The following is a 22,870-nucleotide window of genomic DNA, read 5'->3' on the forward strand; positions in this document are numbered from 1 at the left end:
CGGGGCGAGGGAAGGGATATGCATATCGTATCCGCAGCGCCCTCCGATGAATATGCACGCGTGCATAAAGCATATATGAGCAAACATGGACTTAGAGCGTGTTTGAGAAGGGTCAGGAAATGAGGTCCTGACCCGTCCACGCCTGCTGACGAACGGCGTCTCGTCCTCGTGCGAGACGGCGGGCCATCTGGCTGATCGCGGCCCAGCGCACCATCGCCTCGGACACCGCCGGGTCGCGCCCGTAGTCCCTGGCCAGACGCCGGTGGGAGGTCAACCACGCCAGCGAGCGCTCGACCACCCACCTGCGCGGGATCACCGCGAACCCCACCTGGCCGGGAGCCTTGCGCACGATATGCACGGTCGTGGACACGAACCTCTCGGCCCAGGCCACCAGCTTTCCAGCGAACCCCGCGTCAGCGAACACGAACCGCACCGGCGTGCACAGGTACAGGCTCAACAACGTGGTCCTGGCCCCGTCACGATCTCGGACGGAGGCAGCCATCACGCACACCACCAGCAACAGCCCCAGGGTGTCGGTGACGATGAACCTCTTGCGGCCGTTGACCTTCTTGCCCGCGTCATAGCCCCTGGTCTGCTGGCCGACGGTGTCGGCGCCCTTCGTGCTCTGGGAGTCGATGATCCCGGCCGAGGGCTCGCCCCCGCGTCCTTGCGCGGTGCGCAGCCGGCGGCGCAGCACGGCCATGACCTGCTCGGTGACCTTGGCTTCCTCCCAACGGGAGAAGTACCAGTACACGGTCTGCCAGGGCGGGAAGTCCACAGGCAGGTGCCGCCAGGAGCAGCCGGTGCGCACCACGTACAAGATCGCGTCCACTACATCGCGGCGGGGGTGCTTCTCGGGTCGGCCGCCGGTGTTGGCCGGCGGGAGCAGGGGTTCGATCAGGACCCACTGGTCATCGGTCAGGTCAGAGGGGTAGGTCGGGCGTCGCGGCATGGGGGTCATGCTCGCGGCCTGACGACACCAGCGTGGGCGAAGTGCCCGGACCGTTACCGCTTCTCAAACACGCTCTGAGGTGAGGCGGTGTCCGGTCTGAACCGGGTTTTTGCGGCGCACCCGGAAGAATCCGAACCTGCGGCCATCGGATGAGAAGTGTGAAAATTTACTATTTCCATTATTTCACCCTTCTCTCGGGAGTATTGAAAAAACCAGGTGGCCTGGTGTTAGCGATGCCGTGGGGTCGGGGTATGGGTTCTGCTGGTGCGGCATATCCGCAGTTTCAAAAACGGACAAACCGATAACTGGAGGATTTATGACCCAGAGCAAGATGGATACGGCGAGCGACGCGGAAATCGGCCTGCTCGGCCTTCAGATTCCCGAGATCGGCCTCGACCGATTCTACAGCGGAGTACCTGTCCAGGCACCCTCGGAGCCCACATGGCAGGCCCGAAAGGCCACCGTCATCGACCACAAGATGATGGTGGTCAAGGACTCCGGACTCAACGCAGACCAGCAAAGCGATGTCGACCTGTCCCAGTTGCTCGCGCAGTTGAATTCGGACAAACTCTTCAGCCAGGAAAGCCAGATGCCGAAGTGGTTCGAAAACTACGAGAAAGTCCTCGGCAAGTACTGCTTCTGGACCATACATGGCATGGAATTCCAGAAGTACGAGACTTCTGATTCCACCTTCTCACTGGACAAGGTCGCCATTCAGACTCTGATGAACATCCTGTCCGATGTTCCCAAGGCCACGATCGAGAACCTTGTGAAGGGCGCGATCGACAAGATCAAGGGACTGGCGGAGAAGGGCGACCCGGATGCCAATCTCTTTGGCAGAGGTCACTCCGGGGCCCATGGCGCCAAGTGCATGATCGGCTATGCCTACCCCGGCCAGTCCGGTCCGCGGATCAAGCTCGCGGCCTTCCACTTCAAGATCCAGGAGGACATCACCAACCTGCTTGCCTTCAAGGTTCGCTCACGGGACACCGAGGTGTGGTACGCCACCGCCGAAATGGAGCAGTCCACGAGTACGTACACCACGATCCAGCCCGGCTCGGGCAAGTCCCAGCGGCAGTTGGTGAAGGAGAAGGTCCTCGGGAACGCCGGGAACGGGTTGCAGGAGCTGGATATCTGACACCCCCGGTGCGGCGCTTCGGCGCCGCACCGGCCCTGGCCCATCGGCCGCACCGACTCCGGAGGATGGAATGCGGACGCAGCAGAACGGATACGCGGACACCACGGGGGCCGGACTCGCCGTCATCAGGAGAAACGGAGCGCTCGTGCGCACCCCGCCCCTGATGGAACGGCCGCCCGACCGCGTGGACGTGGACGAGACCCTGCTGTACGCGCAGGTGTCCGCGGACACGCGCACGAGTGTGTTCGACGACCCGCGCCAGTGGTTCGAGGACCACAGCCAGTACCTGGACAACACCGGTTGGGAGTACGTCAAGGGGGGATCGAACTGGGACACCCCGAAGGGCGTGCTCGCCGTCGACGGGATCATTCGGGAGCGGTTTGCGGCGATTCCCGCATCCACACCGCAGATGCGTTCCCTGGTCGACCGCGCCCTGACCCGGCTTCGGCGGGCGGAGGCCGACGGCGTCTCCGCGGCCGCGGGGCTGGGGACCAACGGCCGGCACAGCGGCCGGGGATGTTTCTATCTCGTCCATGTGGACTACGAGCCGAAGGGGCCTCTCTTCCACATGGTGAACTTCTGGTACGACACCCAGGAGCACGTCACCAATGCCCTGTTCCACAGGGTCGAGCACGTCACCCTGTTGTCCACGTCCTACGGCATCCGCCGCCTCGACGCCCGCGAATACGACCTCCAACGCGAGCGCGTACAGCGCCAGTTGCATGAGAACGCCGAACAAGGTGTGAAGGAACTCGACCTGTAGCGGTACTCACAGAACGGAACGAAGAACATGTCGGAGACCTCACGGGGCGCGGCCGTGCCCCGTACGGCCGAGGAGTCAGTCCGTGTACCAGGGCCCCGGCCGACGCCGGTGACGGCCTTCGCCCTACTCCTGGACAGGGTGCTCCTCGTGCGGGAGCCGGACGTCACCACCCAACAGTGGGAGGACACACAGAACTGCGTCATGCTCGCCGTGCGGGCCGCGGAGAAGAAGAACCCCGCCCCGGTGTCCGCGCAGGCATGGGGGGAGGACCTCGGTTCCATCCTGTCCCGGCTCTGCCTGTGGAAGAAGCAGGAGAACTTCAGCTTTTCGAAGCTCACGGGTGCTTTGCCCGTCATCCTCGTCGGTGACGTGCTCAGGCACCTCTTCCAGCTCACGGACCGGGATGCGATGCCCCGGTGGTTGGATGCGCTGTTCGACCCGTCCGGTGCCGCCTCGGAGGAGGCGTTCGGGGCCGGAAGCGTCCTGCTCGGACGTGTCACCAGCGGCCGGTCGGGACCCGCCATGGAGTTGCGCGCCTTGCTCGCCGACCCCGCACCCAGGCAGAACATGCTGTTCGTACCTGTCTCCCCGAGCGAGCACACGGTCTGCTCGGGCGTTGCGAGATTCGAACACATGACCAAGGAGTACGCAGAGCAGCGTTCTGGTGGTTCGCTCCGGGAACAGGTCAAGACCAAGCTCGGCGAGGACGCGGTCCAGCTCACCGGTTGACCGGTGTCCCGAAGCCTGGCGGGGCCGCGCCGCGGTTCCGCCCGCCCGGACCGGTAGGGCCGGTCGCGCCGGGGTCGGCGGCGTGCGGGACCGGCCCTACCGGTGCTCAGACCTCGGGCGCCGGGGGCGGCGGGGTCCAGCGCCGGACGCGGGGGGCGTGGGAGGGGACGCCGTACTCGTCCTTGAGCCGTTCGGGAATGGCGTAGTGCATGACCCGGCCGCGGGTGAGGGAGCTCAGCTCCAGGTGGGTGGTGACGTAGCCGAGGCGGTCCAGGGCCCACGCGCCCAGCGGGGAGCCGTCCTCGACCCGTTCGAGGATCCCGAGCAGGGCAGGAGAGGCCCTGACGGCCCTGTCCCAGACGCTGCGCGGAACCTGGAGCCAGTCGGCGCAAGTGTCGCCGATGAGATAGCGGATGAGGGCGGCGACCACCGGGTCGAGGAGGGTTCCGGGCACGACCCCCTCGTAGAGGTCGATGAGCTGCCGGGTCAGCCGCGCCCCCTCCTCGGAGGGGCCCATGTAACGGGTCATGTACAGGTCGGAGAACTCGCGGGCGCCGGCCACGTCGGGCGGAGCGTGTTCGGTGCTGACGCCGAGCATGGCGCCGACGATGCGCCAGGCGTAGTAATAGGACTCCGCGCCCTCGACCGACATGTGCACGCCCAGCCGGTGCAGGGCGTCCAGGACCTGGATGGAGAAGATCATCTGCCCGCCGATCATGTCCTCCTGACAGATCGGTGTGCCGAACGCGTCCGTGTCCCAGCGGCCCTCACGGCGCATGTGGTAGCGGATGGAGGCGTGCAGCAGGCGCACCTTCTGCGCCGCGGGGACGAACCGGCCCCCCGCCTCGAACGCGTCGGGCTGCATCAGGTAGACGGTGAACTGCCCGGTCTCGGCCATGCGCCGCGAGGGGTACTCCAGGGCGTGGGTGGCGCTGAGCAGCCTGGCCACGTGCGGGATGACGTAGCAGGCGGGCATCGCGGAGAAGGCCAGGGCGGTGGAGATGTGCACGTTGTTGTCGATGAAGAACAGGCGGGCCCTCTCCATCTCGTCCCAGTCGACCCAGGAGGGCGGCGCTGCCGTGACGTGCAGGTACTCGCGGGCGACGTCGGGCAACCCTTCGGGCAGGTCCTGTCCGGCGGTGGAGAAGTAGCGCATGAGGGTGTTGAACTTGCCGACCTCCCCGCGTTCGAAGAGCGTCTCTACCGTCGCGTCGGCGAGTTCGTCCCCCATGAGCCGCAGCGCGTTCATGGACTCCGGCGTGTAGGACATGGGGTCCCTTTCTGGGGTCAGGAGCGGCGGGCCGCAGCCGAGGCCACCATCTGGGTCAGAGCGGTGGCGGCTCCGTCCGGCAGGTCGACGCGGGCGAGGGCGGAGGTCGCGGCCCGGACGCGCTGGTTGATCATCTCCTCGACGTGCTCGGGCGCCCCGGTGCGCCGCATGATCGACCGCACCCTGGACAGGCCCTCGGCGTCCAGGCCGCGGCGGCCGAGCAGACCGCGCAGCTCCCGGCGCTCGGCCGGTGTGGCGGCCGACCAGGTCTCGGCGAGCAGGACGGTGGGCCGGTTGCCCCGGACGTCGTCCAGGTTCGACTTGCCCGTGTGCTCCGGGTCGCCGAACAGCCCCAGCAGGTCGTCACGCAGTTGGAAGGCCTCGCCCAGGGGAAGCCCGTAGGCGGTGAAGGCCTCCATCATCGGCCCCGGGGCGCCCGCCAGTGCCCCGCCGATGCTCAGGGGGTACTCGACCGTGTACTTGGCCGTCTTGTACCGGATCACCTGGAGCGAGCGGCCGGTGTCGGGCGGGGAACCGGTGCGCAGGACCTCCAAGCACTCCCCGGCGATCAGCTCCCGGGCCATGACCAGCCACAGTTCACGGGCGCGTGACAGGTAGGCCGAGGGCAGGCCGCAGCACAGGAACAGCTCCGCGGCCCACGACATGAGCAGGTCCCCGGTCAGCAGGGCCAGGGCGCGGCTCCCGGCGTGGGGCCTGGCCCTGTCGGTGAACGCCGCGCGCAGGGCGACGTGGGCGCTCGGCACGCCGTGCCGCATCGGGCTCTCGTCGATGAGGTCGTCGTGGACGACAGCCGCGGCGTGCACCAGTTCCATCGCGGCGGCGGCCCTGACCAGAGCGTCGCTGTCCGGCTGCCCGGCCGCGCGCCACCCCCAGTAGCAGAACGACGCGCGCAGGCGCTTGCCCCCGGTCACCACCACGTGCAGTTGCTCGGCCACCGGCAGCAGGTCGGCGTCGATGGCCACGAGCCGGTCCGTCTCCCGGCGCGCGAACTCCCGCAGCTCCGCGTCCACCCGTGTCCGGAGCAGGACCTGCTCCTCGGTCTCAGTCATCGCTCTGGCCGGGAGGGGAGGCGGCGCAGGCTCGCCGGGCGAGCAGTTCCATATGGGACTCTGCGGTCGGAGCGCACCGTCGCAGCGCCAGCTCGCCGCGCTGGCTCAGTTCCCGTCGGCCGTCCCGAGCCAGCTCGCTCAGGTCCGACCGGCCCAGCAGTGACCGCGCTCCCCGCAGGGCCGCGCCGATCCCGTCGTACGCCAGGTCGGCCACCCCGGCCGCGAGCAGCAACGGCTCGCTCATGCGGTCGGTGTCCGCACCGTCACCGGTGTGCGCCACGGCGTATCACCCCATTCCCGGTTGGCACGAAAAGGACCGCGGCCGGAAACGGGCGGTGCTTCCGGATGCCCTATCCAGCGGCTGAATATCCGCTGTGGCCCTCTGTCGAGTGATCATCTTCGGTCAACGCCGTTTTTGTCAACTCAATGGTGTGATCTGGTTCGGTTTGGTGAGGCTTGAATGAGAGAGGCGATCGGAGCAAACGGACAAAGCAGATGAAAAATCGCTTCCGGCAAGGGAATTTCCCGTGTCCCCTCAGGTGAAGGGCGCCTGTCTGTTCGGAGTTCGGGTCGGTTCGAATGCCGGAGAAGGGAAGCCCGAAACGTCGTCGGTTGGCCCATTTCTGGTCGGGGGAACTCGAATTCGGGTAGGTGGGCGCGGGGGCCTCGGTCTTTTCCGGAGCCGCCTCCCGGGTTTGCGGAGATTGCTTTGTCTCGCATGGAAGAAAAAAGCATTATAGGTGAGTTGGGTTTTTTGTCGTTTTCATGGTCTTTCCGGGTGAAGATCCCCGGTGTGCCCCGGACGGCCTCGGGGATGCTGGACATCCCCAGCCCTGCCAGCAGCGGGACGGCCAGGTTGCGCAGCATCGCCATGTTCTGCGGACCGTGCCCGGTACGCACCCGGGAGGCGTCCTCACCGAAGCTCACGTCCCGCACATGGTGCAGCGCTTCGATCCGCCAGTGCCCGCGCGCCAGGCCCGCCAACCGCTCCGGGCCGGCCTGCTCCGCGCTCAGGCTCGTGACCACGTAGGCGTAGGTGCGCCGCACCTTCCCCGTGGCCGACTCCTTGACCCACCGGTGCACCCGCAGCACCTGCTTCGCGTGGCCGAAAGCGATCCCGGGGGCGGTGAGCACCTTGACGGTGCGCGTCTCGGCCCGGCCGTGGCCTCGCCCGGACTCAGGGAACAGGGTGGGCGCCTGCCCCCACGGCAATGCTTTGACCTGGGCGAACAGAGTGGGCTGGTTCCGCTTCACGGTGAGGACGTAGTGGGCCTTGCGCTTGTTCACCAGGTGCTCGGCGGTGTCGGTCCGGGTGTGCAGCGCATCGGCCGAGATCACGCTGCCTTCGAGGTCCAGGCCTTCGAGGAGCGCGGCGAGGGCGTCGATCTCGCTGGTCTTGTCCGCCACGCGCACCTGGGCTGCCCGGGCTTCCCGAGGCCGCGTGGATCAACGAACCAGAGGAGCTGGACACCGCACCTGCCGCACAGCACGGCGCTGACCTGCGCGAAGCGGCCTGACGATCACTTACCCCTGTCCGATTCGACTTGACACACTCCGGATCCATCTCGGCTCCTTCAATGCTCTGGGCTCCACGCAAGGCGGCGCGGGCTGCCTCCCGGGAAGCGAACCCGCCACGGCGCACCCGGCACCGCTCCCCCGGCAGACGCCCCAGCCGCAGGTTTCGGCATAAATTGTCGGACGGGTGCGGAATGATGGGAGGCGTGGAGACCTTCAAGCGGACGCCCATGCAACTGTTCAACTTGCCGCAGCACTTCGTGATCCCGCTGTTCCAGCGCCCCTACGTCTGGAAGGAGGATGAGCAGTGGGAGCCGCTATGGAAGGACATCCGGCGCATCGCCGAACTCCGGATCGACGAGCCCCATCTGAGCGCCACTCACTTCCTCGGCGCGGTGGTCATCCAGTCCCATGAAGCTCAGAGCAAGCGGCTGACGACGTGGAACGTGATCGACGGCCAACAGCGGCTGACGACCTTGCAGATCTTCGCGGACGCCACGTGCGCGCTCCTGGCGCAGTCGGGCAACGAGCGGCTCGCTGGTCAGCTCGAACGGCTCACCCACAACGACGATGTCTATGTCGATGATGGCGACATCCAGCTCAAGGTGCGCCACCTCAACAAGGACCAGGCAGCGTTCGACGAAGTGATGTCGGCCGAGCCGCCGGTCGACCACACCGATCTGGCCCACGCGGACTCCCAGATCGTCGCCGCACACGCCTACTTCTCCACGGTCGTCGAACAGTGGCTCGGCCCACCCGATTCGGACGAGTACACCGTCAAGGCCAAGAAGCTCACCGACGTACTGCTGGACGGCCTTCAGCTGGTCTCCATCGAGTTGGAGGCCTCGGAGAACTCCCAGGAGATCTTCGAGACGCTCAACGCTCGCGGCACCCCGCTCACCGCAGCCGACCTTGTGCGCAACTTCGTGTTCCAGCGCCTTGAAGCCGAAGGCGGCGACACGAAGAAGGCCTACCGGGAGGACTGGCCGTTCGAGACCAGGTTCTGGATGAAGGAGGTCAGCGTCGGGCGTAACTTCATCAGCCGCAGCTCGCTGTTCCTCAACCAGTGGCTGGTGTCGCGCACCGGTGAGGAAATCAGCCCGCAGGCAACGTTCAGCCGATTCAAGTCCTACGTCGAGCTCGACTCCGGTCACAAGATGGCCGACTTGCTGCCTGTGATCGAACAGCAGGCACAGCAATACGAGGCCTGGACCGAAGCCGCAGCCCGTCACGGAGGAAGCCTCGACTCCGCGGAGATGGCGGTGTACCGGATGCAGGCCAGCGGCGTCGAGGTGCTCAAGCCGCTGCTCATCTGGCTGCACGAGCCGGGTCGAGACCTTCCACAGGAGTCCGTCGACCAGATCATCCGGGTGGCCGAGAGCTGGGTCGTACGTCGCCAGCTTCTTCGCCTGTCCGGGAGCGATCTGGGGCGCATCGTCGCGGACCTCATCGCCGCGAACTCCACCGTGCCCGCCGACGAACTCGTGGAACGCGTCACTGGACACCTTGCTCGACTGAACGTCACGAGCACCTATTGGCCCGGCGATGAGGAAGTTCGCACGACGCTCACCACGGAATCCGCATATTCACGGTTCCCGCGGGGGCGGCTCCGCATGATCCTCGAAGCGGTTGAGGACCTCTACCGGGCGGAGACGGACCAGCCACAGATCGAGCGGAAGGGCTATCCGATCGAGCACCTGCTTCCACGGAAGTGGCACGACACCTGGGCCGTACAGGCGCCGGAGGACATCGAGGAGCGGCAACGGCGCGTCCACCGGCTGGGCAACCTGACGCTTCTGACGAAGTCGCTCAACTCGAAGGTGTCCAACGGACCGTGGTCAGCGAAGCGATCGGCGCTGATGGACCACAACACGATCACGCTCACGGGCCGGGTGATCAAGCGAACCGAGCACCATGCCTGGGACGAAGAGTTGATCGACGAGCGGACGACGGAGCTGATCGATCGGATCCTCCAGGTGTGGCCTGTCCCGGAGGGCCATCACGGCAAGGTGGTCGACCCGCAGGCGAAGGCCGGTGACTGGGTCGAGTTGAAGCACCTCATCGAGGCAGGGCTTCTTGCTCCCGGCGACAGGCTGGTGGCAACGCACCGGGACTTCAAGGGCAGGGAAGCCACCCTGACCGCTGATGGTGCCATCGAACTGGCAGGCAAGCGCTACAGGTCACCGTCGGCCGCCGGACACGCATTGCGCAAGAAGGCCACGAACGGGTGGTACTTCTGGTCCGTGGCGGACGGCCGCCGATTGAGGGACGTTCGCACACAGTTCCAGAACTCCATGCCGGCAGACGAAGGTTGAACTTCTAATCCGATGGCCGCAGGTTCGAATCCTGTCGAGTGCGCCGCGAACCCCCAGCTCATACGGGGCGCGCACACTCATCTTCGAGGAGCCACCGCACTGATGGGACCAGGGTGGGACCGAGATGGGACCAGCCTCCCTTTCGCCCTTCGAGCCCACCCCCGCTAATACGACCTGTCGGAATCACGGAACACCAGCCACGCGGTCCGCTCCGCCGCAGGGCTCGTTCAAGTTCCCGGATCACGTAGTTCACCCGATTTGACCTGGAACGATACACACAAAAGCAGGCACGGAACCCGAGATCGTGAAGGTGTCTAAGCCACATGATCACGAAGGTTTGCCGTGCCTGCCCGCCCATCCTCCCGATCCCGGCCGTGCTCGCCGAACTCGACCCCTGGACCCCGAGTCCATCACCGACCTACGCCCCTACCTGGACACCGTTCCCGACCCACGCTCCCCACGCGGACGCGGGCACCCCCTGACCCGCATCCTGCTCATCTGTACGTGCGCCACCAGCTCCGGCGCCGAGAGCATCGACGAACTCGCCGAGTGGGGCCAACGCGCACACCCCAGCGTCCTGGACGTACTCGGAGCACGACACCACCCCCTGGCCTGGCGCCGCTCCCCCTCCGCACCCACCATCGACCGTGTTCTGGCACACATCGACGGCAACGCGCTCGATGCCGCCATCGGTGCCTACCTCGCCGACCAACACCAGGCCACCGCTGAGGCGACCGAGGGTGAGGACACCCCGAGGCCGAGGCGGCCCGCGATCGCCCTGGACGGCAAAGCACTCAAGGGCTCAGCCCGCCTGGGGCAACGCTGCCGCCACCTGCTTTCCGCTATCACCCACCACCGCCCCGTCACCCTCGCCCAGGCCGAGGTGGGCGCCAAGACCAATGAGACCCGGCGTTTTCGGCCCCTGTTGCGCGACTTGGACCTGGTCGGGACTGTGGTGACCTTCGATGCCCTGCACACGGTCAAGGACCACCTGAGCTGGCTCGTGGGCACCAAGAAGGCCCCCTACATCGCGGTGATCAAGACCAACCAGCCCCTCGCCCACCAGCAGATCTCGGCTCTACCCTGGTCACAGGTGGCCATCGCCCACACCCGATCCGAGACCGGGCACGGACGAGTCGAGTCCCGCTCGATCAAGGTCATGGCCATCGCTGACAGTCTCAGCGATATCGCCTTCCCCCACGCCAAGCTGGCTATCAGGGTTCACCGCCGCCAGCAAAGAGGTAAGAAACAGACCCGCGAGACCGTCTACGCCCTCACCAGCCTGGACGCCCACCAGGCCGCCCCGGACGAGCTGGCCGCTTACCTGTGGGGGCAATGGGCGATGGTGTTCTTGGGCCGGTTGGGTCAGGACACCGTGCCCGACGCGATCCGGTGGGTGTCGTATGGGGCGTTCACCCGCCCGCTGGACGTGATCGGGCTGCCGTGACCAGCGCCAACGTCACCACTCACCGAGAACGAAACAGCCCTGGGGCACAACACGGTTCCAGTTTGTCAGGCGTCACGGCCCCGGCGAACGTTTCCTATCAACCCACCGGAGGACACCGGCTTCACCTGCCGCTCTCCTTCTGCCGGGATGCGGACGGCGAGCAATGCGGCATCGTCGTCATTGGTGTCTGGCCGCGCGCGTTCCAATAGGTGATCAGCGAAGGAATCCAGGGAGCGGTGTGCGAGGGACGCCGCGTGCTGGCACATGCGCCTCAATCCTGTTTCCAGCGACTGCCCTCGGGCTTCGACCAGGCCGTCCGTGTAGAACAAGAGCGTCGATCCGGGCGGCAGGACAACGCGCGCATCGGCACGCGGACACGACACCCCCGTACCGAGAAGGATCCCGTTGCCCTCTTCGAGGTAGTGGGTTATACCGTCATGATGAATGAGCAGGGGCGGGGGATGGCCGGCGTTCGCCCACAGCAGTTCCCACTGTCCGGCCTTGTTGACCTTCAGATGGCCCAGGACGAGGGTGGCCATGGAGATATCACTGATGTGCTCGAGGGCTTGGTCCAGGCGGTCGATCGTGCTATGAGGGGCTTGCTCCTGGGCCCAGGTATAGGCTCGGAGCATATTACGAAGCTGAGCCATGCCGGCTGCTGCTTCCAAGTCGTGCCCGACGACATCACCGATGACCAGAGCCGTGTCGCCGTCGGGCAGAGGGAACGCGTCGTACCAGTCACCGCCGACGTGTGAGACGTCCGGGGCAGGCAGATACCGAGCTGTCATTTCCAACCCCGACATCTGTGGGAGTTGGGGCAACAGGTAGCGTTGCATGGTCTCGGCGACTTGGCGTTGGCGCTGGTAGTGGCGTGCGTTCTCCAGAGCGATGCCGATACGCCGGGCGATGTCCTCGAGAAGAGAGAGATCGCTCCGGACAAAAGGATGATGCGAGCCCACGCGCCCCAGAGTCATAGCGCCCAGCACTTCGCGGGGCCCGCGGATGGGAGCAATGGCCGCGGTATTGATACCTGTCACCTCGAACAGCTTGCGCTGCTCCACCGCGATACCCGTATCGGGCGGCCCCGAGTAGATTTCACGGTTGACGAGGGTGGAAGCGGCGCCTCGCAAGGCTTTGGACAGGGGCATACTCGAGGTTTCGGGTACCGGGGGCATCGGTCCCTGCAGGTCTTCGCGTACTGTGATTTTCCCGTTATCCGCGTGGGCCACCAGAGAGCGAGAAACCTCGTCGTTTTCTGTGATCAGGTCGATGACCACCCAGTCCGCGAGGCCTGGAAGCATCAATTCCACCACCCACATCAAAGACTTTTCCACACCAACGTTGCTAATCAGATGTGCGGTGGTGTCGGCCAGCAGAGCCAATCGTTCTATTTCCGACAGTGTCCGGCGGGAGGAGGTGACCCCCTCAGGGTTTCCCTCATCCTGATCGGCGGTCTGGAAGACGATCAGCTCGGTGATCTGAGAAATGTCGGAGACGCAGGGGACAGCTGACCACACCACAGGAAGAAGCGTGCCGTCACCTCGCTGGAACCAGGACTTTCCGGAGCGGGAAAAAGGACTTGACAATTCCTCATGGGAAACGTCGAGTTTTTTCTTGGCGACCATATTCCCTTGGGCGTTACGGTGCAGTATTTCCTGGGCGTCGTGTCCGAGCATGTCATCAGCGGAGCGGTCCAGCAATCGCAGAGCAGCGGCGTTTACCGCGACGAGACGCTCCTTCTCGTCAACGGCGTACACGCCCGCGCTTACGCAGTCCAGTGCCTTTTGAAGGGACCGGTGTCGGCCTGACACATCGGATGAATCGCTGTATGCATCAGGGTTATCGATCATATCAGCTCCTTGTCTCATGGCCCCGCTCGCGCACCTACCCGGGTTGAAGATCAATCATATCCGACACCTACCCAATACGCCTGCAAAGGATCACCCTGAGCAGGCAGGAAACCAGAGGAACCCATGTCTGGGTCGTGTGCGAGACAAGTCTCACGACGGCCGGTACTGGTGAGACGCTGGCGTTCACGGGTCTTCCCCGGCACTGACCTAAAGTCAACCATGAACACCCCAAACAATTCTTAACAAGGCCTCCTGCGCGGTGATCTTGGATTGGTGTGTCCCTCGTTTTCAGAGTCGGGTTCCTGGACTCTGGCACGACGTGACCTCAAGGAGGCATCATGGGACGTCGTGGATACCCCGCCGAGTTCCGCCGCAAGGTCCCGGACCTGGTCGAGGCCGGACGCGGCGTCGCCGACGTGGTACACGACCTGGACATCAGTACCGAGACCGTCTACGCCTGGCGTCGCCAGGACCACATCGACCGCCGCCTGGCCAGCACGGAGAAGACCGAGCCGACCGCAGCCAGGAAGCGCATTGCCGAGTCGGAGGCCGAGCTGGCCGTCCACCGCCGTGCCAGCGAGCCGCTGGGCCAGGTGGTACCCCAAAAGACGGTTCGAGGCGATCGCGGTGACGGCCACCGAAGACCGCCCGGTCCAGGTCACCGTCCGGGCGCTGGGCGTATCCGAGTCCGGGTTCTACGCCTGGCGTGGCCGCGGCCCCTCGATCCGGCACGTGCTGCTCACCGACACCATCCGCCGATCCATGCCACCAAGGGGGGCGTCTACGGGGTGCGGTGGGTGCACGCCGAACCCACCCTCGGCCGCGGACTCCGTGTGTGGCACGGGGCCGTGGCGATGCTGATGCCCCGGGCCGGCCTGAAGGGCGTCACGGGTCGTCCTAAGTGGCGGCGGGCGCGGCCGGATCTGGTCTCGGCCGACCCGGTGGACCGCCAGTTCGCCCGCCAGGGCCTGAACCGGTTGAGCTCACCCAGTTCGGGTCCTGGGCCTTTACCCGTAGGGCCAAGGAGTCCGGTCCCGGAATCGAATGCTAGGATTGAAAATGATTTTCGTTTTCAATCCTAGCACCTGAGCTCACGCCATCCCGTGGCCGAGCGCGGCGACCGCAGCGCCCCCTCCGCCGCCACGGGCCTGCATACGATCCTCCGAGGGAACTGATCCATGAGCGCGCTGACCGACCTGCCCGTGACCGTGCTGTCCGGTTTCCTGGGCGCGGGCAAGACCACCCTGCTCAACCACCTGCTGAAGAACCTGGACGGCTCGCGGGTGGCGGTGATCGTCAACGACATGAGCGAGATCAACATCGACGCCGACCTGATCCGAGGCGACGGCCACCTGTCGCGTACCGACGAGCGCCTGGTGGAGATGACCAACGGCTGTATCTGCTGCACCCTGCGCGACGACCTGCTCGAGGAGGTCGCCCACCTGGCCGAACAGGGCCGGTTCGACCACCTGATCATCGAGTCCAGCGGGATCTCCGAGCCCATGCCCGTCGCCGCGACCTTCGTCGTCCCCGGGGACGACGGACAACCACTGCTGGAGGGAGCCAGGCTGGACACGATGGTGTCGGTGGTGGACGCCGCGAACTTCCTCGCCGAGCTCCACCGCGGCGACGACCTCGCCGACCGCGGTCTGGACGCCTACGAAGACGACGAGCGCACCGTCAGCGACCTGCTCGTCGACCAGGTCGAGTTCGCCGACGTCCTCCTCATCACCAAGACCGACCTGGTCACCGCCGAGCACGCCGACCGTGTGGAGGCCGCGGTACGTCGTCTGAACCCGCTCGCCCGCGTCCTGCGTATCGCCCATGGGCGCGTCGACCCCGCCGAACTGATCGGCGCGGACCTGTTCGACCTCGAACGCGCCTCACGCGCCCCGGGCTGGGTGGCCGAGCTCAACGGCGACCACGTCCCCGAGACCGAGGAGTACGGGATCTCCAGCCTGGTGTTCCGAGCCGACCGGCCCTTCCACCCCGAACGCCTGTGGAAGCTCATCGGAACCGGGTTCGACGGTGACCGGTACGGCACCGTGCTGCGCACCAAGGGCTTCTTCTGGCTGGCGACTCGTCCGCGCACCACCGGCCTGTGGTCCCAGGCCGGACCGGTGGGCCGCTTCGAACCGGCCGGAGTGTGGGATCCCGCGGACGGCGCGGCCCTGGGGTACGCCCCCGAGGACGTGGCCGACACCGAGCCGGTGGAGCCCCGCCAGGAGCTGGTGTTCATCGGCACCGCCCTGCGCGGACCGGACCTTGAGGAAGCCCTGCGCGCCTGCCTGCTCACCGACGCCGAACTCGCGTCCCCGTGGGAGGCGCTGCCCGACCCGTTCCCGCAGTGGGACGTCCACGGCGTGCACGCGCACCACGCCCACACCTGACAGCGGGGGAGCCGCCCCGTCCGCGGCGGCGGTCGCCGCCCGCGGTTCCTCCGGCTGACCTTCGGCGGCAGGGGCCGTGCTGCGCGGCGGCGTACACCCCTGGAATCGGATCGGGGCGGACCCGATCCGATTCCGCGTTTTCAGTGGCTTTTCACACCCGCCCCCTTCAGGACGTAGCCGGGGAGTGCTCGTCCCAGTGGTCGTCGTGCCTGCGGTGCAGGTGGCCGTCGTGGACGTAGTCCCCGTGCGGCACAGCCACGTGGCCGCACCCCTCACCGTGGTCATGGACATGGCCCTCGTGGACAAGGTGTGCCAGTGCCATCGTTCCCCCGGAGATCCGCGACTGCTGTGGATGAATTGACGGGACCGAAGGTAGCACTAGCTCAGAGCTCTCAAAGATCAAGACGAACCACAGAAAAAGAGAATCGCCTTGACCGAAAGCCATCTGAAATACAAAAGGAAATTATTTTCTTTTTCACCCTTGAAAAGGAGACCCCCAGCCGCGCCGGGAGCCGACCGGGGACGCTTCGCCCGGAGGACCGCATCACGGAAACCCGCTTGAAAACGATAACCATTTTCAGTAACATCGCAGTCGGCCGTCCCCGGAGGCGGACCGGACAAATCACAGCCTCCCGCCTCCGGGCACGGTAGCGACGAACGGGACGGAACCGGTTCAGCGGTGTTCCGGCCTCCCGGAAAGCCGCCGTCCCGCCGCGGCGCGCCGGTCGCTCCAGAACCGGGCGAGGCCGTCGGCAGCCAGGAGTTCGTCATGGATCCCGAGTTCGGTGACGGTCCCCCGTCCGGGACGGTGATCCTGTCGGCGGCGGCCACGGTGGACAACCGGCAGGCGATGACGATCACCGTGCGTTCGCGGGCCGACTCGGCGAGAGCGGCGGTGGCCGCGAGGGGTTCGACGAAGCGCACCGCCATGACCAGGAGGGCGAGCGGGGTGGCCGCGTTCGGTGACCGCCCCCGGGACCGCCCCGGCACAGACGGTGAGGAGGGCCGCCAGAGCGGTCCGACTCCGGGCGGTCCGGGTGTCGCCGGTGAAGAGCGCGCAGGGCAAGGAGACGGGGAGGGCGCGGAGTCCGCGCGGGACCGGCGCCGCCGCTTCGTCATCGACACCGTTCTGGCCGGGGGGAGCACCGTCCCGCGGAGCGGCCGCCACGGTAGCCTCCGGTGCCCCGCCCGTGCTCAGACCCCCGCCGGCGCGGCCTCCGCCTCCACCAGCCCTCCGTGCTCGATGCGCAGGACGCGGTCGGCGCGGGCGGCGACCGCAGACTCGTGGGTCGCCAGCAGGACCGCCAGCCCCCGGTCGGCGCGCAGCACGTCCAGCAGTTCCAAGACCTGGCGGGCGGCACGGCCGTCCAGGGCCGAGGTGACCTCGTCGGCGAGCAGGACGCCCGGCTGGGCGGCCAGGGCCCGCGCGATGGCCGCCCGCTGCCGCTGGCCGCCGGAGAGCCGTGCGGGGGTGCGGTGGAGCGCCTCGGCGGGCAGTCCGACCTCTGCGGCCAGGGACACGGCGCTTCCGCGCGCCTGGTCGCGGGAGGAGCCCAGGAGGACCTGGGCGGGGCGGGCGAGGGCCGAGCCCACCCGGTGGGAGGGGTGGAGGGCGGCCCTCGGGTCCTGGCCGACGAACTGGACGGCGCGCAGGAGGGCCCGTCCACGCTCCTCCACCCGGCGCGGGACCTCCTGCCCGGCCACGGACACGCTCCCCGTCCATGACCGGTGCAGCCCGGCGATGGCGCGCAGGAGGGTGGACTTGCCGCTGCCGGAGGGGCCGGTGAGGGCGACGAGTTCTCCGGGGCGCACTACCAGGTCGACCCCTTCGAGCAGCACGGTTCCGCCGCCGGGGGCGGCGACCGCCAGGGAGCGCAGTTCCAGTGCGGCCGGGCGGCCGGGTTCCGCCACCTGGAGGAGGGGGCTCCGGCGGCCGGGGCGCTCGGGCGGTGTGTCGCCGAGGGCGACCACGCTGTCCGCCACCCGCTCCGCGAAGTCCCGGTCGTGGGTGATGACGATCGTGGCCCGCCCCGGGGCCCCGCGGCGTTCGCCGAGAACCTGGAGCACCCGCTCCAGTGCCTCCGGGTCCAGGCCGCTGGTGGGCTCGTCCAGGACCAGCAGCGCGGGATCGCCGACGACCGCGCGGGCCAGGGCCACGCGCTGGGCCTGGCCGCCGGAGAGCTCGTGGGGGCGGCGCCGGGCGACCTGTGCCGGGTCCAGGCCCAGGCGGCGCAGGATTCGGTGAGCGGCTTCCCGGTGCTCGGCGCGGGACCCGCCGAAGGGGCTCTCCAGGAGCAGTCCCGTGACGGTGCGCAGGGGGTGCAGGTCCGAGGCCGGGTCCTGGCCGAGCAGTCCGGCGTGCTCGCGCCTCCAGCGGCGCGCGGACCGCCCCGGGCGGATCACGGACCCGTTCCAGCTCACCCGGCCGCCGACCCGCCGCAGCCCTTCGGGAAGAGCGTCGAGGGCGGCCAGGACGGCGCTGGTCTTGCCGCCGCCGGAGGGGCCCATCACCGCGGCCACGCCGCCGGAGGGGACCGCCAGGTCGACCGGGCCGACGATCGGGCGGCCGTCCCGGTCCGCCACACTCAGCCCTGTGATCTCATATCCTCGCACGGGTGTCCTCTCGGCTGGTGGTGGCTCTGGGGTCGCGGTCGGTGGCGAGGTGGACCGAGAGCGCCAGGGCGGTCGTGGTCAGGCCGAGGGCCAGTGCCGGGGCGGCCACGGCCCAGGGGTTCATCGCGACCCCGGCCATGTTCTCGCGCAGCATCAGGGCCCAGTCGGGCTCGGGCGGCGGGGTGCCGAAGCCGAGGACGTTGAGCGCGGAGGCGATCTGGACCGCCACGACCAGGCGCAGACCCAGGTCGGCGAGGACGGTCCCCTTCATGGCGGGCAGGATCTCGCGGAGCGCGATAGCCGCCGTGCTCTCCCCGCGGCACCGAGCCGCCTCCACGTATCCGGTGGTGCGCACGGCGCGCACGGCGTCGCGCACCACCCGCAGGGTGAGGGGCGCACCACCGCACACGGTCGCCACGACCACGGCTGCGGGGCCGGGCAGGGCGATGGCGGCCACGAGTGCGAGCAGGAGCGAGGGAACGGCCAGGAGGAGGTCGGTCAGCGCGGTCAGCACGCGGTCGGCCGCACCGCCGAGCCATCCGGCGGCCAGTCCGCCGGCCAGGCCGGTGGCCGAGGCCGCCAGGGCGGCGGTGACGGAGACGGCGAGCAGGTCGGCTCCGCCGGAGAGCACCCGGGACCACACGTCGCGGCCCAGGGCGTCGGTGCCGAGGAGGTGGCCGGGGCCGCTCCCCCGCCAGGGCGTGGCAACGGGGTCGGTGGGGTCGTAGGGCGCCGCCCAGCCGCCGAGGGCTGCGGTGGCCAGGACCGCGGTCAGGAGCACCGTGACGAGGAGGCGGTTCACCATGCACGGCTCCGGGGGTCGGTGCCGTCGGCGACGGCGTCGGAGACGGCCAGTCCCGCGAGGACGACGGCCGCGGCGAGCATGGCGACCGCCTGCACCACGGGGGTATCGCGCGAGGCGACGGCGGAGACCAGGAGTGATCCCAGGCCGGGGTATCCGAAGAGGGTCTCGACGATCGTGGTGGCGGCGATGAGGCCGCCGGCGCTCACCGCCAGGACACGGGTGAAGGGGGCCAGGAGGAAGGGCAGGACGTCGACCGCGGCGACCGCCCACAGGGGTCGGCCCCTGCGCCGGGCATCGGCCACATGGGGGCGGGAGACCGTGTCGGCGACCGCGCCGGAGACGAGTCCGGCTCCGAACAGGGCGGTGGGCAGGGCCATGGAGAGCACGGGCAGGACCAGGAGTTCGGGGTGGTGGACGGGGTGTGTCCCGGGGGGCAGGAGTGAGACGGCGGGGACCAGGTCCAGCACGCCTGACAGGAGGGCGGCGGCGCCCGCGGCGACGACCACGGCGGGTACGGCGGCTCCGCCGGTGAGGAAGGCTCCGGCCGCACCGCGGCTCTCGCGTGCCGCGCCCGCCCATCCTCCTAGGAGGAGCATGGCGGGGGCGGCCAGTGCCAGGGAGAGGCCGATGAGGGTGGCGGTGGCGGGCAGGCGCTGGAGGACGGCGTCGAGTACGGGGCGATCGTTGACCAGGGAGGTTCCCAGGTCACCCCGGAGCAGTCCCGCCGTCCAGTCCGTGTAGAGCCGCCAGGGGGCGGCGTCCTGTCCCAACTCCTGGCGCAGGGCCTGGACCTGTTCGTCGGTGGCGCCGGGGCTCACCCGCAGTTGGGCCGCGTCCCCGGGCAGCAGGGCGGTGGCCGCGAAGACGACCACCGACGCCGCTGCGAGGAGTAGCGCGCCCCGTACCAGGGGGCGCAGCCCCCTGGCCACCAGCGCTCCCGCTGCCCGGGGCCGGGGGGCGGTGCCCGAGGGCACCGCCCGTGGCGATCGCGTCAACCGGAGACCTCGACCTCTTCGATCCGAAGCCTGTGGAAGCCGGGGCCGGTGGGCAGGCCGGTCACACCGGAGGCGGTGAGGTCGATACCGTCACCGGCCCCCCAGACCACGTACCCGCCCTCTTCGGCGATGCGCCGCTGGAGGTCGCCGAGGAGCGAGTACCGCTCGTCCTCGTCCGCTGTGGCCAGGGCCGTGTGGAAGTCGGCCGTCCACTCCTCGTCGTCCCATCCGGTCTCGTTGATGGGGCCGTCGGGCAGCAGGGCCATGCGCGCGAAGTCGACGAACCCGTTCCCGCCTAGGCTGTTGATGTAGAAGGACTCGACGTTCCACACCTCGGTCCAGTAGGTGTCGGGCGGGCCCACCTCGACCTCCACGTCGATGCCTGCCTCGGCGAGCTGCTGGGAGACCAGGACTGCGGTCTCCTCCATCCCCGGGTAGGAGTTGGTGGCGTGCAGGGTGAGGGAGACGCCGTCGCCGTGCCCGGCCTCCTCCAGGAGTTCGCGGGCGCGTTCGACGTCGCGGACGACCGGGTCGACGTCCGGGGCGAAGGGCTCCGAGGCGCTGATGACGTCCGCGCCGGTCTGCCCGTAGCCGAGGAAGACGGTTTCGACGAGGGCGTCGCGGTCCAGGGCGATCTTGACGGCCTCCCGCACCTCGGGGTCGTCGAAGGGTTCGGCCGTCGTGTCCATGACGAGGGGGTAGCTGACCCCGCCGGGGCGGGTGACGACCTCCACCTCGTCGCTTTCGGCATACTGCTCGGCGGTGGCCGGCGCGACGCTTCCGGCCACGTCGGCCTGCCCGGAGGCCACCGCGGAGGCGCGGGCGGCAGCGTCGGGCATGGCGGTGATCTCCAGGCGCTCCACTCCCCCGCCGGGGCCCCACCACTGGTCGTTGCGGGTCAGGACCGCCGTGGTGTCGTCGGCGGTCTCCAGGACGAAGGGGCCCGATCCGGCGGCGGGTTCGGTGATGTCGTCACTGCCCTCGGGGACGACGAAGGTGAGGGAGGCCAGGGCGGCGCCGACCTCGGCGTAGGGCTGGAGGGTGACCAGTTCCAGTTCATGCTCGCCCGCGACGGTCGAGGACTCCAGGTCGAACATGGACAGGCGGCCGTTGTTCTCGGCGCCCTTGCCCTGGATGCGTCGCAGGGAGAAGAGGACGTCGTCGGCGGTGACGGGCGCCCCGTCGGAGAAGACCGCGTCCTGGCGCAGGGTGATGTGCCAGTGGGTGAGGTCGTCTCCCTCGGGTTCCCACGCCTCGGCGAGCCCGGGCTGGACCGTGCCCTGTTCGTCGATGACGGTGAGGACGTCGTAGAGCATGGAGAAGCGCAGGTAGTCCGACTCGTTGCCGACCCGGCCGTGGGGGTCGGCGGTCGTGGCCGCAGGAGCGCCGACCGCCGCGTAGCGCAGGGTGGCGGGTGCCTGTGCGGCGCCGTCTCCACTGTCCGTCCCTCCGGCGCAGCCGGAGGCCGTGGCGAGGGTGATCGCGCACAGGCCCGCGAGGAGGGCTTGTCGTCTCATCGGTGGTTCTCGTTTCTGTTCGGGGCCGTGGCGGTCACGGCCCGGGGGGAGCGGGGGGTCGGCTTCGGATCGCGATCGCGCCCGAAGGACAGAGGTCGACGGCGTCCAGGGCGCGTGCCCGGGACCCGGGGGGCACGTCGCCGGCGAGCAGGAGCACGAGGCCGTCGTCGTCCTGGTCGAAGAGGTCGGGGGCGGCGCGCACGCACTGGCCCGCGCCGGCGCACGCGTCGGGGTCGGCGCTCAGCCGCAGGGGGGCGTCGCCGCCGGGGTCGGACCTCACCATGCGACGGGCACCTCGTCGAGTCCGAAGATCGTCGAGGCGGAGCGCTGCGGGAGCTCCTCCAGGGGCGCCGCCAGGCGCAGGCCGGGGACGCGTTCGAACAGGACCCGCAGGGCGACTTCGAGCTCCAGCCGACCCAGGTTCTGGCCGACGCACTGGTGGACCCCGTAGCCGAAGGCGACGTGGTTGCGCTGGGTGCGGGTGAGGTCGAGGCGTTCGGGGTCGGGGAAGGCCCCGGGGTCGTGGTTGGCGGCGGCCAGGAGGGCGATGTAGCCGTCCCCGGCGGGGATGGTGCCGCTTTCCAGCGGGATGTCCTCGGTGGCGACGCGGAGGGTGATGACGTCGGCCACAGACAGGTGGCGCAGCAGTTCGTCGACGGCTGCGGGCCACAGGCCGGGGTCGTTGCGCAGCAGGTCCATCTGGTCGGGGTTGTGCAGGAGGTCGAGGGCGGCCAGGGAGACCATGTTGCGCGTGGTCTCGTGCCCGGCGTTGAGGGTGATCCCGATCTGGGAGAGCAGCGAGTGGCGGGTGATCTCCTCCCGGGCGAGGGGGCCGTTGACCAGCCGACTGATGAGGTCGTCACCGGGGTCCTCGGCCTTCTCGTCGATGAGCCGGTCGATGAGCGCGAACAGTTCGCCCAGGGCGGCCCCCACCTCCTGGGCGGTGCTGCTGCGGGCCCCCGCGACCGAGGTGACGCGGCGGAAGAACTCCAGGTCCTCCATGGGGACGCCGAGCAGTCGGCAGATGACGGTGGTGGAGACTCGGTTGGCGTACTCGCCGACGAGGTCGGCCGGGGTGGGGAGGGAGAGCAGGTGCTCCGCCTGTTCGCGGCAGATCGCTTCGATGGCGGGGCGCATCTCGCGAACGCGTCTGACGGTGAACTCGCCCACGAGCATCCGGCGGACGCGGGTGTGGTCGGGCGGGTCCATGCGGATGAAGGGACGCAGTTCCGCGGCGACCTGCTGCTCGCCGTCGCCCAGGGCGGGGAAGGCGGGGTGGCGGGCGTCGGAGCTGGAGGCCGGGTGGGACAGCGCGGTGCGCACGTCCGTGAAGCCGGTGAGGAGCCAGGGCTCCTTGCCGCTGGGGATGACGGCCCTGGTGGGGCCTGGGCGTTCGCGCATCCGCGTGTAGGACTCGGGCGGGGAGAACGGGCAGGAGCGGGTTTGGGGGAAGGCGACGGGTGTGTCGGATGTGTGTGCGTCGGGGGCGGGCTGGGCCATG

The 22,870-nt window shown here is 68.6% G+C and carries 20 protein-coding genes; 7 read left to right on the forward strand and 13 right to left on the reverse strand.

What is annotated here, in order from left to right:
• Positions 1-112: 112 nt before the first annotated feature.
• Complete coding sequence (locus tag ACFHWE_RS19525; protein ID WP_416603123.1) at positions 113-952, reverse strand: IS5 family transposase; 840 nt, start codon at positions 950-952, stop codon at positions 113-115.
• A gap of 316 nt (positions 953-1,268) precedes the next feature.
• Between ACFHWE_RS19525 and ACFHWE_RS19530 the strand changes: the two genes are divergently transcribed.
• The 3 genes from ACFHWE_RS19530 (at position 1,269) to ACFHWE_RS19540 (ending at position 3,582) form a co-directional block, all read left to right on the forward strand.
• Positions 1,269-2,090 carry a hypothetical protein gene (locus ACFHWE_RS19530; protein ID WP_416603124.1) on the forward strand — a complete coding sequence of 274 codons (822 nt, stop codon included), beginning with the start codon at positions 1,269-1,271 and terminating at the stop codon, positions 2,088-2,090.
• Positions 2,091-2,160: 70 nt separating this feature from the next.
• On the forward strand, positions 2,161-2,853 hold the full coding sequence (locus tag ACFHWE_RS19535; protein WP_416603125.1) for a hypothetical protein: 693 nt from the start codon (positions 2,161-2,163) through the stop codon (positions 2,851-2,853).
• Between the two features lie 27 nt (positions 2,854-2,880).
• Positions 2,881-3,582, forward strand: a complete 702-nt coding sequence (locus ACFHWE_RS19540) for a hypothetical protein (RefSeq protein WP_416603126.1) — start codon at positions 2,881-2,883, stop codon at positions 3,580-3,582.
• Between the two features lie 106 nt (positions 3,583-3,688).
• On the opposite strand, the gene ACFHWE_RS19545 is transcribed toward ACFHWE_RS19540, so the two are convergent.
• The 4 genes from ACFHWE_RS19545 to ACFHWE_RS19560 form a co-directional block, all read right to left on the reverse strand.
• On the reverse strand, positions 3,689-4,852 hold the full coding sequence (locus ACFHWE_RS19545; RefSeq protein ID WP_416603127.1) for an oxygenase MpaB family protein: 1,164 nt from the start codon (positions 4,850-4,852) through the stop codon (positions 3,689-3,691).
• A gap of 17 nt (positions 4,853-4,869) precedes the next feature.
• A complete protein-coding gene (locus tag ACFHWE_RS19550) occupies positions 4,870-5,922 on the reverse strand; it encodes a polyprenyl synthetase family protein (protein WP_416603128.1) in 1,053 nt (350 codons plus the stop codon).
• On the reverse strand, positions 5,915-6,202 hold the full coding sequence (locus ACFHWE_RS19555; protein ID WP_416603129.1) for a hypothetical protein: 288 nt from the start codon (positions 6,200-6,202) through the stop codon (positions 5,915-5,917). The genes ACFHWE_RS19550 and ACFHWE_RS19555 overlap by 8 nt, the downstream gene beginning before the upstream one ends.
• Before the next feature lie 143 nt (positions 6,203-6,345).
• Positions 6,346-7,329: an ISAs1 family transposase gene (locus ACFHWE_RS19560; protein ID WP_416603130.1), complete on the reverse strand. Its 984-nt coding sequence runs from the start codon at positions 7,327-7,329 to the stop codon at positions 6,346-6,348.
• Positions 7,330-7,643: 314 nt separating this feature from the next.
• Here ACFHWE_RS19560 and ACFHWE_RS19565 point away from each other — a divergent pair, with 314 nt between their 5' ends.
• Together ACFHWE_RS19565 and ACFHWE_RS19570 are read left to right on the forward strand one after the other, a co-directional pair.
• Complete coding sequence (locus ACFHWE_RS19565; protein WP_416603131.1) at positions 7,644-9,752, forward strand: GmrSD restriction endonuclease domain-containing protein; 2,109 nt, start codon at positions 7,644-7,646, stop codon at positions 9,750-9,752.
• Between the two features lie 337 nt (positions 9,753-10,089).
• Positions 10,090-11,199, forward strand: coding sequence for an ISAs1 family transposase (locus tag ACFHWE_RS19570; RefSeq protein WP_416603132.1), 1,110 nt, complete (start codon positions 10,090-10,092; stop codon positions 11,197-11,199).
• 65 nt (positions 11,200-11,264) lie between these two features.
• Here ACFHWE_RS19570 and ACFHWE_RS19575 read toward each other — a convergent pair whose 3' ends face one another.
• Positions 11,265-13,049 (reverse strand): SpoIIE family protein phosphatase, encoded by a 1,785-nt coding sequence (locus ACFHWE_RS19575; protein ID WP_416603133.1) that lies wholly within the window; start codon positions 13,047-13,049, stop codon positions 11,265-11,267.
• Positions 13,050-13,387: 338 nt separating this feature from the next.
• Between ACFHWE_RS19575 and ACFHWE_RS19580 the strand changes: the two genes are divergently transcribed.
• On the forward strand, positions 13,388-14,131 hold the full coding sequence (locus ACFHWE_RS19580; RefSeq protein ID WP_416603134.1) for a transposase: 744 nt from the start codon (positions 13,388-13,390) through the stop codon (positions 14,129-14,131).
• Between the two features lie 96 nt (positions 14,132-14,227).
• Positions 14,228-15,439, forward strand: coding sequence for a GTP-binding protein (locus ACFHWE_RS19585; RefSeq protein ID WP_416603135.1), 1,212 nt, complete (start codon positions 14,228-14,230; stop codon positions 15,437-15,439).
• A gap of 399 nt (positions 15,440-15,838) precedes the next feature.
• Here ACFHWE_RS19585 and ACFHWE_RS19590 read toward each other — a convergent pair whose 3' ends face one another.
• The 7 genes from ACFHWE_RS19590 to ACFHWE_RS19620 form a co-directional block, all read right to left on the reverse strand.
• Positions 15,839-16,369 carry a hypothetical protein gene (locus ACFHWE_RS19590; protein ID WP_416603136.1) on the reverse strand — a complete coding sequence of 177 codons (531 nt, stop codon included), beginning with the start codon at positions 16,367-16,369 and terminating at the stop codon, positions 15,839-15,841.
• A 264-nt stretch (positions 16,370-16,633) separates the two neighbouring features.
• A complete protein-coding gene (locus ACFHWE_RS19595) occupies positions 16,634-18,052 on the reverse strand; it encodes an ABC transporter ATP-binding protein (protein ID WP_416603137.1) in 1,419 nt (472 codons plus the stop codon).
• Positions 18,039-18,857 (reverse strand): ABC transporter permease, encoded by an 819-nt coding sequence (locus tag ACFHWE_RS19600; protein WP_416603138.1) that lies wholly within the window; start codon positions 18,855-18,857, stop codon positions 18,039-18,041. Before ACFHWE_RS19600 ends, ACFHWE_RS19595 begins: the two co-directional genes overlap by 14 nt.
• On the reverse strand, positions 18,851-19,852 hold the full coding sequence (locus tag ACFHWE_RS19605) for an ABC transporter permease subunit (protein ID WP_416603139.1): 1,002 nt from the start codon (positions 19,850-19,852) through the stop codon (positions 18,851-18,853). The genes ACFHWE_RS19600 and ACFHWE_RS19605 overlap by 7 nt, the downstream gene beginning before the upstream one ends.
• Positions 19,849-21,369 carry an ABC transporter substrate-binding protein gene (locus tag ACFHWE_RS19610; protein ID WP_416603140.1) on the reverse strand — a complete coding sequence of 507 codons (1,521 nt, stop codon included), beginning with the start codon at positions 21,367-21,369 and terminating at the stop codon, positions 19,849-19,851. The genes ACFHWE_RS19605 and ACFHWE_RS19610 overlap by 4 nt, the downstream gene beginning before the upstream one ends.
• 34 nt (positions 21,370-21,403) lie before the next feature.
• The gene (locus tag ACFHWE_RS19615; RefSeq protein WP_416603141.1) at positions 21,404-21,652 is read right to left on the reverse strand and encodes a ferredoxin; all 249 of its coding nucleotides are present in this window, start codon (positions 21,650-21,652) and stop codon (positions 21,404-21,406) included.
• The gene (locus tag ACFHWE_RS19620) at positions 21,646-22,869 is read right to left on the reverse strand and encodes a cytochrome P450 (protein WP_416603142.1); all 1,224 of its coding nucleotides are present in this window, start codon (positions 22,867-22,869) and stop codon (positions 21,646-21,648) included. Before ACFHWE_RS19620 ends, ACFHWE_RS19615 begins: the two co-directional genes overlap by 7 nt.
• Position 22,870 lies beyond the last annotated feature (1 nt).

Origin of the sequence: Nocardiopsis sp. LOL_012 (genome assembly GCF_048060475.1) — a bacterium.
Classification (GTDB): domain Bacteria; phylum Actinomycetota; class Actinomycetes; order Streptosporangiales; family Streptosporangiaceae; genus Nocardiopsis.